13 protein-coding genes and 3 tRNA genes are annotated in these 13,685 nt (G+C 56.6%); 2 read left to right on the forward strand and 14 right to left on the reverse strand.

Annotated elements, in window-relative coordinates; translation table 11 throughout:
- The first annotated feature begins 163 nt into the window (after nucleotides 1–163).
- On the forward strand, nucleotides 164–1,825 hold the full coding sequence (locus ABIE60_RS07870; protein WP_354468888.1) for a BatD family protein: 1,662 nt from the start codon (nucleotides 164–166) through the stop codon (nucleotides 1,823–1,825).
- 10 nt (nucleotides 1,826–1,835) lie between these two features.
- Here ABIE60_RS07870 and ABIE60_RS07875 read toward each other — a convergent pair whose 3' ends face one another.
- Nucleotides 1,836–2,726, reverse strand: coding sequence for a TIGR01777 family oxidoreductase (locus ABIE60_RS07875; protein WP_354468889.1), 891 nt, complete (start codon nucleotides 2,724–2,726; stop codon nucleotides 1,836–1,838).
- An 80-nt stretch (nucleotides 2,727–2,806) separates the two neighbouring features.
- Here ABIE60_RS07875 and ABIE60_RS07880 point away from each other — a divergent pair, with 80 nt between their 5' ends.
- The gene (locus tag ABIE60_RS07880) at nucleotides 2,807–3,421 is read left to right on the forward strand and encodes a riboflavin synthase subunit alpha (protein ID WP_354468890.1); all 615 of its coding nucleotides are present in this window, start codon (nucleotides 2,807–2,809) and stop codon (nucleotides 3,419–3,421) included.
- On the opposite strand, the gene ABIE60_RS07885 is transcribed toward ABIE60_RS07880, so the two are convergent.
- The 13 genes from ABIE60_RS07885 to ABIE60_RS07945 all read right to left on the reverse strand — a co-directional run bounded on the left by ABIE60_RS07885 (nucleotide 3,418) and on the right by ABIE60_RS07945 (nucleotide 13,499).
- A complete protein-coding gene (locus ABIE60_RS07885) occupies nucleotides 3,418–3,981 on the reverse strand; it encodes a hemerythrin domain-containing protein (protein ID WP_354468891.1) in 564 nt (187 codons plus the stop codon). The genes ABIE60_RS07880 and ABIE60_RS07885 overlap by 4 nt on opposite strands.
- 102 nt (nucleotides 3,982–4,083) lie before the next feature.
- Nucleotides 4,084–4,896: an AlbA family DNA-binding domain-containing protein gene (locus ABIE60_RS07890; protein ID WP_354468892.1), complete on the reverse strand. Its 813-nt coding sequence runs from the start codon at nucleotides 4,894–4,896 to the stop codon at nucleotides 4,084–4,086.
- A gap of 14 nt (nucleotides 4,897–4,910) precedes the next feature.
- Nucleotides 4,911–5,297 (reverse strand): hypothetical protein, encoded by a 387-nt coding sequence (locus ABIE60_RS07895; RefSeq protein WP_354468893.1) that lies wholly within the window; start codon nucleotides 5,295–5,297, stop codon nucleotides 4,911–4,913.
- Between the two features lie 69 nt (nucleotides 5,298–5,366).
- The gene (gene pepN, locus ABIE60_RS07900; protein WP_354468894.1) at nucleotides 5,367–7,982 is read right to left on the reverse strand and encodes an aminopeptidase N; all 2,616 of its coding nucleotides are present in this window, start codon (nucleotides 7,980–7,982) and stop codon (nucleotides 5,367–5,369) included.
- A 12-nt stretch (nucleotides 7,983–7,994) separates the two neighbouring features.
- Complete coding sequence (locus tag ABIE60_RS07905; protein ID WP_354468895.1) at nucleotides 7,995–8,831, reverse strand: DUF2797 domain-containing protein; 837 nt, start codon at nucleotides 8,829–8,831, stop codon at nucleotides 7,995–7,997.
- Complete coding sequence (locus tag ABIE60_RS07910; RefSeq protein ID WP_206834709.1) at nucleotides 8,824–9,093, reverse strand: YeaC family protein; 270 nt, start codon at nucleotides 9,091–9,093, stop codon at nucleotides 8,824–8,826. The genes ABIE60_RS07905 and ABIE60_RS07910 overlap by 8 nt, the downstream gene beginning before the upstream one ends.
- A gap of 41 nt (nucleotides 9,094–9,134) precedes the next feature.
- On the reverse strand, nucleotides 9,135–9,983 hold the full coding sequence (locus ABIE60_RS07915; RefSeq protein ID WP_354468896.1) for a rhomboid family intramembrane serine protease: 849 nt from the start codon (nucleotides 9,981–9,983) through the stop codon (nucleotides 9,135–9,137).
- The gene (locus tag ABIE60_RS07920) at nucleotides 9,980–10,963 is read right to left on the reverse strand and encodes a metallophosphoesterase (RefSeq protein ID WP_354468897.1); all 984 of its coding nucleotides are present in this window, start codon (nucleotides 10,961–10,963) and stop codon (nucleotides 9,980–9,982) included. The genes ABIE60_RS07915 and ABIE60_RS07920 overlap by 4 nt, the downstream gene beginning before the upstream one ends.
- A gap of 3 nt (nucleotides 10,964–10,966) precedes the next feature.
- Nucleotides 10,967–11,854 carry an NAD(+) kinase gene (locus ABIE60_RS07925; RefSeq protein ID WP_354405865.1) on the reverse strand — a complete coding sequence of 296 codons (888 nt, stop codon included), beginning with the start codon at nucleotides 11,852–11,854 and terminating at the stop codon, nucleotides 10,967–10,969.
- Nucleotides 11,855–11,900: 46 nt separating this feature from the next.
- Nucleotides 11,901–12,845: a 1-aminocyclopropane-1-carboxylate deaminase/D-cysteine desulfhydrase gene (locus ABIE60_RS07930; RefSeq protein ID WP_354468898.1), complete on the reverse strand. Its 945-nt coding sequence runs from the start codon at nucleotides 12,843–12,845 to the stop codon at nucleotides 11,901–11,903.
- Nucleotides 12,846–12,997: 152 nt separating this feature from the next.
- Nucleotides 12,998–13,073: transfer RNA gene (locus tag ABIE60_RS07935), tRNA-Val, on the reverse strand.
- A 267-nt stretch (nucleotides 13,074–13,340) separates the two neighbouring features.
- A tRNA-Asp gene (locus ABIE60_RS07940) sits at nucleotides 13,341–13,417 on the reverse strand.
- Nucleotides 13,418–13,423: 6 nt separating this feature from the next.
- Nucleotides 13,424–13,499 (reverse strand) — tRNA-Val (locus tag ABIE60_RS07945).
- Nucleotides 13,500–13,685: the final 186 nt, after the last annotated feature.

The following is a 13,685-nucleotide window of genomic DNA, read 5'->3' on the forward strand; positions in this document are numbered from 1 at the left end:
TTTGTTTTCAGCAGTATAGTTAAAGCCCGTCCGAAGTCATCCCGCCTGATGGCAAACTTCTTCTCTGCCGAAGGTAAGCGGTCATGAAATTGATCTGACCGAGACGATGACTGATAATGACCTGAATTTGTTAAATTCTTTCTGCACCGGAATGGAGCTGCGGATGCGTTCATTGCTGGCATTGCTGTTACTGCTGAGCTGCTCGTTGCCAGCCCTTGCAGAGGTACGCGCCTCTCTCGACCGTTACACCATGACGGCTGCCGATATGCTGACACTCACACTGGAGGCAACTGACCAGCTGGAGCAGCGACCTGACCTGACCGCGCTGGAAAGTGACTTTCGTGTTCTGAGCAGCCGCAAAGTCATCATTTCGAGCCACTCTTCCGCCAGCCGTGCCGTACGTACCCGCTGGGAGCTGCAGCTGCGCTCTCGCAGTACCGGCAAGCTCAGAATCCCCCCGTTGCGCCTGGGTGATCAGCTGAGCCAGGCGATTGAGATTGAGGTAACCGGTAACCTGAGTCCCGTGCGAAACCGTGACAGCCTGTTCATGGATAGTCTGTTAAGTCAGGATCAGGTCTATAGCCATGCCCAACTGTTGTATACCGCACGCGTATTTCATACAGAAGCACTGCCGGAATCGGCCCGCTTCCAGCCCCCCCAACTGCCTGAAGCGCTCGTTATTGCCCTGACTGAACCACGCAGTTACGAAACCGATCGCGGTGGCGAAAGCTGGCAGATCACCGAACAGACCTTTGCGCTTTTCCCTTCCAGCGAGGGCCTGCACACCCTGCGCGGTGCGCGACTGGTTCTTGCAGAGGATACTAATGCTGACACGGGTGAGATTGCACTGGCCCCCGCGGAAAGCTTCGAGATAGAGGTACTGCCGCAGGCACATCAGAGCCAGCGCGGTTACTGGCTGCCAGCCGAGCGACTCACGTTTGAGGAACGGACACCCCTGCCTGACAGCCTGCAACCCGGAGAAACCTTTGTCCGCGAGATCAGCCTGACAGCACTTGGTCTGCCCGCTGATGCCCTGCCCGCACTGTTTGTCGCTGAGTTGGACTCAGCATTTGCCCGCACTGAAGATGTCAGCCTGACAGAAGCTGCAACCCCACAGGGACTGGTGAGCACACGTACAGAAAGGGTTTTGATAGAGCCGCTGGGTGAAGGTGGTCTTGCTCTGCCCGCCATCGATATTCACTGGTGGAATACACTCAGCGACAGGGGGCAGATTCTCACGTTACCCGGCAGACAGCTGGATATCAACATAGCCGCACTGCCTCCCGCTATGGATACAAGCGTGCCCCCTGCCCGTGATACTGCCAGCCTGAACGGCCCATCGCGTATCCTGATCGCGGGCCTCGGGCTGATGAGCATCATCAGCTCACTGGGTTGGCTTTACAGCTGGCATCAGCTGCGCCAACTACGTAACCGCGACAAGGCAGCCAGCCAGGAGGTGCAGGCGGCACAGGCTGAGCAGCTGCACCGGTCACACCAGCAGGCTGAACGCAACACCTTCCAGGCACTCGCCATTGCCTGCCAGCAGAACGATGCCGGCAGCACTCAACAACGTCTGATCGACTGGGGACAGCAATTCTGGATCGACCATCAGGTACACTCCCTAACGTCCCTGTGCGAAGCGGCCGGCAGCCAGGCACTGGATTTCCTGATTCTCGATCTGGAACATCACCTTCGCCATGAGCCTGCTCGGTGGCAGGGCGACCTGCTGCTTGAAGCACTGGAAACCATGCGCCGCAGGCGCCTGCGCAACGCGAGTGAGCCAAGTGTTGACTCTCGCGAGCAGGATCTTTTGATGGTGTCCTGAGGACCTTACCTCATTTCACATCGAGCACCTTGCGTAATGCGCCCTCCAACCGCGGCTGCTGAAACTCATAGCCCGCGGTGTGCAGGTTTTCAGGTACTACCCGCTGGCCTTCCACCAGCAGCTCACTGGCCTCGCCCAGCATCAGTTTCATTACGGTCGCTGGCACCCGCATGAACGCAGGCCGATGCAACACCCGGCCTAATGTTCGGCTGAACACTTCGTTCGTCACCGGCTCTGGCGCCGTCAGGTTAAACGGTCCGTGCAAAGAAGGATTATCCAGCAGATAGAGGATGGCACCCACTTCGTCATCCAGATGGACCCATGACATCCATTGCTTGCCATCACCAATGGGACCACCCAGCCCCAGTCGGAATGCTGGCAGCATTTTGGACAAGGCACCACCACCCGGCCCGAGTACCACGCCGGTTCGAATCAGGCAGACCCGAATTCCGAGTGATTCCGCTTCAAGGGCAGCCTGCTCCCAGTCACGACAGAGTTCATGGGCAAAACCGGGGATTGGCTCAGCGTTCTCATCCAGCACCTCGTCAGCGTGACTGCCGTAGTAACCAATGGCAGAGCCACTGACCAGTACGGCTGGCGGCTGCGGCTGTTCTCGCATCCAGTCCACAAGCGCACCGGTCAACTGGATGCGACTGTCCCGCAAAACCTGCTTGCGTGCATCGCTCCAGCGCTTGTCGACAATCGGTGCACCCGCAAGATTGATAACTGCATCAATCTTGCTTTCAATCTGATGCAGGGCACCAACAGCCTTCACATTCTTGCCGGAGGGCACAGCCTGCGGCGATCGACTGAGGATGATCACGTCATCACCACGGGCGCACAGAGCCTTACTCAGGGCCTGGCCTATAAATCCGCTTCCACCTGTGATCAATACACGCATTTTTCATCCTCCGTGCGGCTTTGGGGTAAACTTACGTTCCCAATACCGGATCAGATCTGATGTATAGAGGTTAGCACAACATGTTTACTGGCATTGTTCAGGGCACAGCCGAGGTCATCGCCTGCCGTCGCCACGAAGGTTTCATGCAGCTGGAGCTGAAGCTGCCACCAGCGCGTGCAGATGCTCTGGAGACCGGTGCCAGCATTGCCGTCAATGGCACCTGCCTGACCGTTACTTCATTTCAGGGTTGCCATGTCTGCTTTGACTTGATTGACACGACACTGGAGTTGACCAACCTGGGTGAGCTGAAACCCGGTGATCGGGTCAATTTTGAGCGCGCCGCCCGTATCGGTGATGAAATTGGCGGTCACCTGATGTCAGGTCACATTTTGTGCTGCGCACGTATCAGCCGAATTGAATCGACCGAGCACAATCACCATATTCATTTTGAAACTCCGAAGGCAGCCGCTCCCTACCTGTTACCCAAGGGTTTTGTCGGCCTGAACGGCTGCAGTCTGACGCTGGCCGAAGTCGACTGCCAGCGGGGTGAGTTCGGCATATCACTGATACCGGAAACCCTGTCGCAGACAACGTTCGGCAGCCTGCAACCAGGCGCCCGGGTCAATCTGGAGGTTGATCCGCAGACTCAGGCGATCGTTGATACGGTCAACCTTTATATGGCACAGCGCGGCTAACCGGCCGCGCCGTTGCGGTTCATGTCTTCCATCAAGGCACGATAAAGATCACGGTACTCGGCAGCCTGTTTCTCACCGAACAGCGGGTCGGCAGGCGGCGGCAAGGCTTCGTCCAGCTGTTTCCAGTCGGTGTCACTGGCCAGTTTGCGAATACCGGGAAACAGCTCCCGCTCTTCAAAATCCAGATGCTGGCGTTCGGTACTGACAAACTCATCCAGCTGGTCGGTGAACCGATCCATCGGCATCACGGCATCATGCAGGATCCCGTCAATGGATTCAGCCAGGTCATGCGACAACTGCTTGAGTTTTGCATGTTCAGCCTCACACTGGTCAAAGTTCTTGTCCAGTTCAGCATCGCGTCCACGGAAGTGTTCGTACATCACATCTTCACGCGGGTGGTGATACTGGTCGGCATAGCTGCCAACATACGCTACCACGTCCGCCATCAATGAAAAGTCCGGGTGACTGCCTTCACGCAGCCGCTCTACCTTGTGCGTCAATATTTCGAGCAGACGATTCAGGTTGATATGATCCTGATGCAGTTCTGACAGAATTGTCATGTTGGTGTCTCCGCTACAGCTTGCTTTACTTCACTATAGACGAGTCTCACCGCCTCATCTTGACGCGGATCAAGCTTAACCGGGGGCATAGACGAAGGTTGATCAGTGGCCGTTGCCGTTACTGCTGTCGATATCAAGCAGATCCAGCAGCATTCCCAGCTTGTGCTCGATATCCTGCAGCAGGTGCTGGCCCTTGTCATTAATGACCGGAGCAATACTGTTTTCAAGCTGCACGATGCCATCCTGGCTTTGCCGCAGGGCCTGCATCAGATTGCGTGAGCGCTTCTTGTTGCTGTCCGTGAGCTGTTCAATGCGTGACAGGGTTCGCTGCAACTGGTGATCAAGTTCATGCAAACGTTCACTCACACCCAACATGCCATCACTGAGGGCGTGGCTGACACTGCCGAGCTGATGCTCAAGCTGATGTACGGCGTGACGAAACCGAGACAGGAACAGCTCCCCCTCGCGCTCCATGAAAATCGCCAGCAGCTCTTCCGGCAACATGGCCCGGTTACGACCATCGGTACGGATGGAGTATTCACCGCGCTGGGTACAGTAGGGCTTGTGCTGCCCCGGAGGAATCTCGACCCGGAAGATGGGCCGAGACGCCGCCAGATTCTCAGTAAAAATGAGGATATCGATATTGGGTATACAGCCGGTGGCCTTGTTGACCAGCGTCAGCCTGGCCTTGTCATCCACTTCACAGCCAACCACCCTGCCCCGCTGTACGCCATCTTCTGTAGTATATTCATCGATACCGATCAACAGGGTGCCGCCCAATGCCGTATTGGCAAAGGCAACCAGATCCGACGCCTTCACCGCCTGGGTTTCACGCTTGAAGTCCACGTTCAGCCCTTCCGGCAACGACAGAAGGTGGCGGGTATGCTGGCTGAGGCGTCGATATTCTCGCTGCATCGGATGGCTTCAGATCAGCGGTAAAGCTCTTCGTTGAACGGATCGAGCGGCTGCTCCAGCTGGTCGTCGTTGCGCTGGTACAGCACCCGGCTTTCAAACTTGAGCCCCTTGCTGGCAAACCAGCGCTCAATCCCCTCAACATTTTCTTCGACCTGACTCAGCCGATACCAGGCCGAGAGAATACGGTAGAAATAGAGACCGAACAGACCCGCCGCAGCACCCAGGAAAAATTCGGACCCCAGCGCAAACACCATCAGCACCACACCGGCCACCCAGACTCGGCTGGCACGGGCGTCCTTGAGTATTTCGTTCAGCAACTGGCACTGATCATGGAACTTCAGATAGCGGCGGTAATTCTGCTGAAGATCGAATTTGTCACTGGCGTTCAGATAGGGTTCCATCTACTTATCCTTCACGGTTTGTTATTCCGATTGTGTGCACCATCAAACAGGTGCACTGTAAGGCCCTGTTCAGACAAGGCTCTTGCTTACCACTTCATATACATCAGCCGACAGCTCGGCGGTATCCATCATTCGTTGTAGCTGATCTCGCATCAAGGCTCGACGCACCGGTTCATAACGCTTCCAGCGAGTCAGGGGTGTCAGAAGCCTTGCTGCCACCTGAGGATTTTGACGGTCCAGCTTCAGAATCCAGTCTGCCAGCCAGGCATAGCCACTGCCATCTTCGGCATGAAACTGCACCAGATTCTGGCCACAAAAGCCGCCGATCAACGCACGCAGCTTGTTCGGATTGCGCGCATCAAACATGGGATGCTGGCTCAGGGCTACCACCCGATCCAGTGCCCCGGGAGCCGGATCGGACGCCTGGATTGCCAGCCACTGGTTCATCACCAGCGACTCATGCTGCCACTGCAGGTAAAACGCTTCCAGCAGTTCGGCACCCACTTCGTGAAAGCCCGAGTGTGCAACCAGCGAGAGCGCGGCCTGCTGGTCGGTCATGTTATCACTCTGCTCGAACTGCTGACGTGCCAGTTCCAGCCAGGGCTCATTCCCCGTGGCAATAAGATATGCAAGGGCCAGATTTTTCAGACTGCGCAGCCCGATCGATGCAGCATCCGGTGAATAGGTACCGGCGGCGGCATCACAACGCTGGTAGGCTGCCAGCCATTCCGACTCAAGCGCTCGCGCCAGCGCTGCACGCATGAATTCACGCGCTTCATGAATGGCAATGACATCAATTTCATCCGCCAGTTCACTCAACTGTGCCTCAGAGGGCAACCGCAGCAGGTGAGCCACCATCGCGGGGTCAAGGCTCTCATCACACAACAGGCCGCGCCAGGCATCGACAAGCGCCTGTTCACAGTGCATCGGTTCGCCCCGGCGCCAGGCTTCGGTCTGCTGTTGCAGCAGGCGCACACACAGGCGCTGGCCGGCATCCCAGCGGTTAAAGCCATCAGTATCATGACGCAGCAGCATCAACAGCTGCTGGTCGGTATAGGGATAGTCCAGCTTGACCGGGGCCGAGAAACCACGCAGCAGCGAGGGCACCGGGCGGCTGGCGATACCTTCAAAGCGGAACACCTGTTCCTCTTCGGTCAACTCCAGCACGCGACCACACAGTTCGGTGCCATCATCGGCCAACAACCCCATGGCCAGCGGCAAATGATAGGGCAACTTGTGCTCCTGGCCCGGACTCGGCGGACAGCTCTGACTGACGTGAAGCTCGTAGCAACCGGTTTCGGCATCGTACTGATCGGAAACCTTGAGCCTGGGCGTACCGGCTTGAGAGTACCAGCGGCGGAACTGGCTCAGGTCGCGACCTGAGACGTCTTCCATGGCGCGTACGAAGTCGTCTGTGGTAACCGCCTGGCCATCATGCCGCTCAAAATAGAGGTCACTGCCCTTGCGGAACAGATCCGGCCCAAGCAGGGTGTGCAGCATGCGCACAACCTCCGCCCCCTTCTCGTACACGGTCAGGGTGTAGAAGTTCGAAATCTCGATGTAGGACTCCGGCCGCACCGGATGTGCCATGGGACCGGCATCTTCGGCGAACTGGGCCGTGCGCAACAGAGTCACGTCCTCTATCCGTTTCACGGTGCGTGAATTCATGTCAGCCGAAAACTCGGCATCTCTGAAAACGGTAAAGCCTTCCTTCAGACTGAGCTGGAACCAGTCACGACAGGTGACACGGTTACCCGACCAGTTATGGAAATACTCATGTGCCACCACCGCTTCCACGCGCTGAAAGGCGGAATCGGTGGTCGTCTGCGGGTGAGCAAGAACGCAGGAGGTATTGAAGATGTTCAGCCCCTTGTTCTCCATCGCTCCCATGTTGAAGAAGTCCACCGCCACGATCATGTAGATGTCGAGATCGTATTCTCGACCATATACTTCCTCGTCCCAGCGCATGGCATTCTTGAGCGAGACCATCGCATGGTCCAGCTTGTCCAGATCCTTGCGTTCGGCATAGATGCGCAGCGCCACTTCACGGCCCGAAGCGGTGGTGTAGTGATCTTCAAGCAACGCCAGGTCACCTGCGACCAGCGCAAACAGATAGCTGGGCTTGGGCCAGGGATCTTCCCAGGTCACCCAGTGACGACCGCCATCGGCATCGCCCGAGGCAACCGGGTTACCGTTTGACAGCAGTACAGGATAACGGGTCTTGTCGGCCACCAGTGTAGTGGTAAATACCGACATGACATCCGGACGATCGGGGAAAAAGGTGATGCGACGAAAGCCCTCGGCCTCACACTGGGTACAGAACATGCCATCGGACTTGTACAGGCCTTCCAGTGCAGTATTCTGCTGGGGCAGCAGCCGAGTGACACATTCCAGCGTAAAGCTGTCAGGCACGTTTGGGATGACCAGTCGGCCATCGGCGCGGGCGTAGTCGGATGCACACAGCACCTCGCCGTCAATGCTCAGCCGCTGCAGCTCCATCTCGTCATCACCCAACAGTTCAAGCGCTTGGCGACTGCCCGCTTCCGGGTTGATGCTGATGCTCAGCTGGGCGCGTACCAGTGCCTGTTCTTCTTCCAGTTCAAAGCGCAGTGTCGTACGTTCCACTCGCCAGGCGGGGGGCCGATAGTCTTCCAGATAGATTGCATGGGGCTGTTGAGCTGACATTGCGACTCCTGCCTAAACGCTTAGCTGTACCTTGTAAGCGGAAAATTTACGTATATTGATGACGCCGGTATCCAGAATCAGATACTGTCCCTTGATGCCCAGGAGCACACCGGATACCTCCGGTTCCTTATCAAAATTATGGGTGCTGATTTTGCTCGGGTACTGGTCTACCGGATACTCGATCTCGACCACGTCGGCCTCCAGCTGGCGGATTGCCGCTTCACCGAAACGCTCACGCAACTGATTGAGCTCATCAGCGCAGAGTTCAAGCAAACGATCACGTTCCGCCTTGAGGTCGATACCCGGGTTTCCCCCCTTGAGCATGGTGCGCCAGTTGGTCTTGTCACTGACGTGGGCCGCAATGATCTGTTCAATCAGCCCCGAATGCAGGCGGTTATCGACCTCGAGAATCGGCAGCGCCTGAATGGCCCCCTGGTCAATCCAGCGTGTGGGAACCTGTTCACCTCGGGTGATACCGACCTTGAGACCGGAAGAGTTGGCCAGATAGACCACATGGGGCTGGAAACAATGGCGTTCGCCCCAGGCCGGATCACGGCAGGTTCCTTCGTGGAAATGGCACTTCTCCGGCTTGATGATACAGCTGTCACATTGGGGCAAGCGGGTGAAGCAGGGGTAGCAGTAGCCCTGGTTAAAGCTTTTTTTCGTCTTGCGGCCACAGTGAAGGCAGTTGATCTCCTGCTGATACACCAGCCGGATCGGCTTGCCGATCAGCGCGTTAAGATCAACCTGCTCATCACCGATCAGCAGCTGATAGTGAACGGGCTGCTCCAGCCGGGTACGCATCTTGCGCAGACCGCCGGCAGCAGGGGTGAGTACGGTATCAACCATCGGCAAGAATCTTCAGCACCTGGGGTTGCAGCGGGTCACTGCCATGCTGCTTGCCATCAGGGCGGGTGCGGTCAATAAAGCCGACTCGCTGATCTTCAGGCATATTACGCTTGTGCTCATAGGCAATCACGGCACGCAGACTGGTTTCGCGCTGCTCCTGGGTCAAACGCTCACCATTGGGCCACTTGCCCAGCTCCACTGCGCGGCGCAGTGACTGGTAGATATCCGGCGTCATCGCCTCAATCATTTTGTCCAGAGTCATTAGCATCTCCTGAATTGGATGTTCGGATTTTAGCACAGTGCTCAGCCGGAACGCCTGCCCAGAAATCGTACCAGCAACAGCCAGAGCAGCCCGGCAAGCAGCCCGGCAAGATGGGCGGTATTGGCTATGGCGCCAAAGCCGACACCCTGCAACACACCGGTGAACCCCAGTACCAACCAGAACAGCATGAAGCCCATCAGCGCGGGCGGCAGGCCAATACGAGGTTGCAACCCCGACCGGTCCCACAGCCAGGCATAGCTCAGCAAGGCAAACACCACACCCGACATGCCGCCAAACATCGGGCCACTGACAACAAACTGAGCCAGATTGGAAAGCACGCCGCTGAACAGCACCAGACCAAGGAATGTCAGGCTGCCTTGTTCCGGCTCAACTCTTACGCCGACAATCCAGACCCAGAGCAGATTGAACATGATATGCAGAACGCTGAAATGCATGAAGATCGGCGTGATCAGTCGCCACAGCTCACCAGTCGTCAGCATGGCTTCGAGCGTATGCCAGCGTGCCTGCTGGCCGAACACTTCAAAGGAGGTAAAGCTGAACAGCGCCATCTGCTGCAGATCGGAGCCGAAGCCGATCAACAGACTGAACAGCGCGCTTAACGCTATCAGTGACAAGGTAACCGGAATGCGACGCCAGCTGACAGACCGTATCGCCCGTTTTCGGGAGCGAATTTCGACCTGATCCAGGTTGCCACCGCCACGCCAGTATTCGTACAGCTCATGCACCTGGCCGGGATTGAATTCGGGACTGACATAAAGCCGCTGCCACTCACCCTCCTCGACCACACGATGGGACACACCATGTTGCCACAGGAACGCGGTAAATTCGGTCAGATCCTCGTTCAGAGGTGATTCGACGGCCGGAATCATGAGGCACCGATCTCGGACTGGGGCAGATGAACCTCCCGCGCCACATCGACCCAGACAAACTTGTCCGGATCAATGCGGGTTTCATCGTCCAGCCGGTAGGCAACCAGTTTGCCATACTTGACCGCACTGAAATCAATGCAGGCAATATTGTCCGTAACAGGTCGTGGCACGCCTTCCCGCCAATAATGACCTATAAACAGAAGCTTTTCCTGCGGACCATAGTAGATCAGGTCCTCCCGCTGCCGCTCGGTAATGGGCAGGCGGGCCAGGTGAGCCGGCAGCGGGTCTGGCTGAAACACCACATCCACCAGATACTGCGGATCGGGCATCCAGAACTTGGTGCGGAAAAAGTGACGCCGAAAGCCATCCTTGCTTACCATCACTTCATTATTGGGCAGGCGCAAATGAGTACCACGCAGCAGCCGATCCATCACTTCCCACTCGAAGCTGTCTTCGATGGCAGAACGACATAAAAAATCGTGCGTGATTTGATTGCCGCCATATTGCTGTCGGAAGCGGTCAATCAGACCCTGATGCCAGCAGGCGTGTACCACCCGGAAATGATCGAATTCAAGAAACAGTGGCAGCTGCAGGAACCAGTCCATGTATTCCTGCTGCTCATCCGGCCAGGGTGAAAGCTGCTCAAGCGTTTGCTGCAGAATACGCTGGTGACGTGGGGTGTGTTCACGCAGAAACTCACCGGGCCGGTCCGGATGAGGGGTCATGTAGCAGAGATAGTTGTACTCGTGATTACCCATCACGATCTCGGCCTGCCCGGCGTCAACCATATCCCTGACAATATGCAGTGCCTCACGTATGTGTGGCCCGCGATCAATGATATCGCCGATAAAAATGGCCTTGCGATCAGCATGACGATAGACACCGTTGACCTGCCGATACCCCATACGGGCCAGCAACATGCGCAGGCTGAGGGCACAGCCATGCACATCACCGATCAGATCATAGCCCTGGCTTTTCACATTTCACTCCTGTTGACCGGGCTTGGAACTCCATCCCAGTTTTTCGCGGCAGGTGCGATAGAAATCGTAATCCTGCGGATGCAACAGTTTCAGTTTCTGCGATTTCTTGCGGATCGTAATGCTGTCCCCCGGTGCCAGACTGAGGTTCAACTGGCCATCACAGGAGATCGCGGGATAGGTCTTGTTGTCTTCGCTGATCACCATTTTCAACTCGCTGTTACCATCAACCACGATCGGTCGACTGGAGAGGGTGTGAGGAAACATCGGCACCAGCACCAGCGCATCAATTTTGGGATGCATGATCGGACCGCCCGCCGACAGAGCGTAGGCTGTTGAGCCGGTCGGCGTCGATACGATCAATCCGTCCGAACGCTGGGTATAGACAAACTGCCCCTCGATATACAGCTCAAACTGTATCATTCGGGTCGCCTTGCCGGGATGAATCACGCAGTCATTCAAGGCGGTCATCTCAGCGATCGGCTCGCCGTTGCGCTTGATCTCCACATCCAGCAGAAAACGAGAGTCCACCGTGTAGCGACCGGACAAAACCTGTATCAGCTTGTCTTCAAAGTCCTGTGGCGGAATATCCGTCAAAAAACCCAGGTTGCCGCGATTGATACCCAGTACCGGAATCTTGCTTTGTGCCAGCGAGCGAGCGGCACCCAGCAGACTCCCATCACCTCCTACGACAATGGCAAGATCACAGATCTCTCCCATCATCTTCTGCTTGCAAACCTGTTGGCCATGACCCGGCATCACCTCGGCGATGGACTGGTCCAGTATGACGTTCAACCCTCGATCATCCAGAAAGCGGATCAGCTGCTTCAAGGTATCAATGACAGATTTGCTGCCGAGGCGCCCGATCAAACCGATGTTACGAAAGTTATCCATGCCAGCCCTGCTCTCCCGATAGGATCTTTAGGTGTATGTGCTCACATTATACGGCCAGAGGCCCGCTAAAGGCAGGCGCCAGCGCTGAAAGCCTGGCTTGATGACCACGAACGCCCTGCAGCCCGCCAGTATGCACCAGCACCACTTTGCTGCCCGCCACGACCTGCCCGGCCAACAGCAATCGATTGAATGCCATCACCAGCTTTGCGGTATAGACCGGATCAAATGGCAGCCGGTGTACCTCACCGACATGTTCAATCATGGCTGCAAGCTCTGCATCCAGCCGCGCATAGCCGCCACGATGAGCCCCTTCCAGCAACTCCCAGCCACTGCTGCCAGCATAACCGGCACTGCCGAGCAATGCATTGATCCTTGAGACCATTTCAGACCCGCACTTGAGTACCGGCACTCCCAGCACACGGGTACCTTCAGGCTTTCCGGCCACCAGCCCTGCGAGAGTGCCACCACTGCCAACGGCCGTCAGCAGCAGGTCAGCGCCCTGCTCACGCATAACCGGCAACTGCCATATCTCGCTTACGGAATGAACGGCCGCTGACGTAGTACCACCTTCGGGCACAACCAGGGCACCGCCATGCGCCAGTGACAGCTGGTGCCGATATTCTTCACGGTCGCGCAAGCGGTAAGTATTTCGATCAACGAATTGCAGCTGCATGCCCCACCGCCGCGCATCGCTCAACATGGCATTGGTTGCATATTCAGGCTCGCCACGAATGATACCAACGGTTTCAACACCTGATTGAAAACCCGCATAGGCCAGAGCGTGGATATGGTTGGACCAGGCACCGCCGAAGCTGAGGATGGGACATCTCAGTTTGCGTGCCTGCTCAAGCGCAGGCCTGAGCTTGAACCACTTGTTGCCGCTCAGCAGCGGATGGATGGCATCAAGACGCAGCACAGACACTTCAACCCGAAACCGGTCATATAAACGGGAGCGTAGCGGCTGCAACACTATTTCGGCAGATTCAAGCAAGGACGGATTCCGAAATCACATCGAACAGATTTTGACAACAGACTATCAGTTCAGCCCAGCCAGGAGCCATTCAGCTTTCGTCGGTAGACGGCGATCAGGTACAGGTATTTGATACAAGGAGATAAATGAGGTCTAAAACAGGCAGGATGTTCTGGTGGGCGAAGAGGGGTTCGAACCCCCGACCCTCTGCTTGTAAGGCAGATGCTCTCCCAACTGAGCTATTCGCCCAGAACAGGTATGGGTGTAACGTGTGGACGGACGTACAAGGCCAACGAGCCGGAACATCCTTGAGAGCTGACAGGCAGGTATCTAACCTTTCTTCTCTCAGTATTGGCGGAACGTACGGGACTTGCGACCCAGAACACCCCTTGAGAGCTGACAGGCAGGTATTCTAACCTTTCTTCTCTCAGTGTTGGCGGAACGGACGGGACTTGCGACCCAGAACATCCCTTGAGAGCTGACAGGCAGGTATTCTAACCTTTCTTCTCTCAGTGTTGGCGGAACGGACGGGACTCGAACCCGCGACCCCCTGCGTGACAGGCAGGTATTCTAACCAACTGAACTACCGCTCCGCGTTTTGGTGGGCGAAGAGGGGTTCGAACCCCCGACCCTCTGCTTGTAAGGCAGATGCTCTCCCAACTGAGCTATTCGCCCAAAACACTTGGCTTTATACAACTTCATCAGCACTTCGATGAAGAGGTTGGCGGAACGGACGGGGCTTGCGACCCAGAACATCCCTTGAGAGCTGACAGGCAGGTATTCTAACCTTTCTTCTCTCAGTGTTGGCGGAACGGACGGGACTCGAACCCGCGACCCCCTGCGTGACAGGCAGGTATTCTA

The sequence above is a fragment of the Marinobacterium sp. MBR-109 genome, from assembly GCF_040547565.1.
Lineage (GTDB): Bacteria > Pseudomonadota > Gammaproteobacteria > Pseudomonadales > Balneatricaceae > Marinobacterium.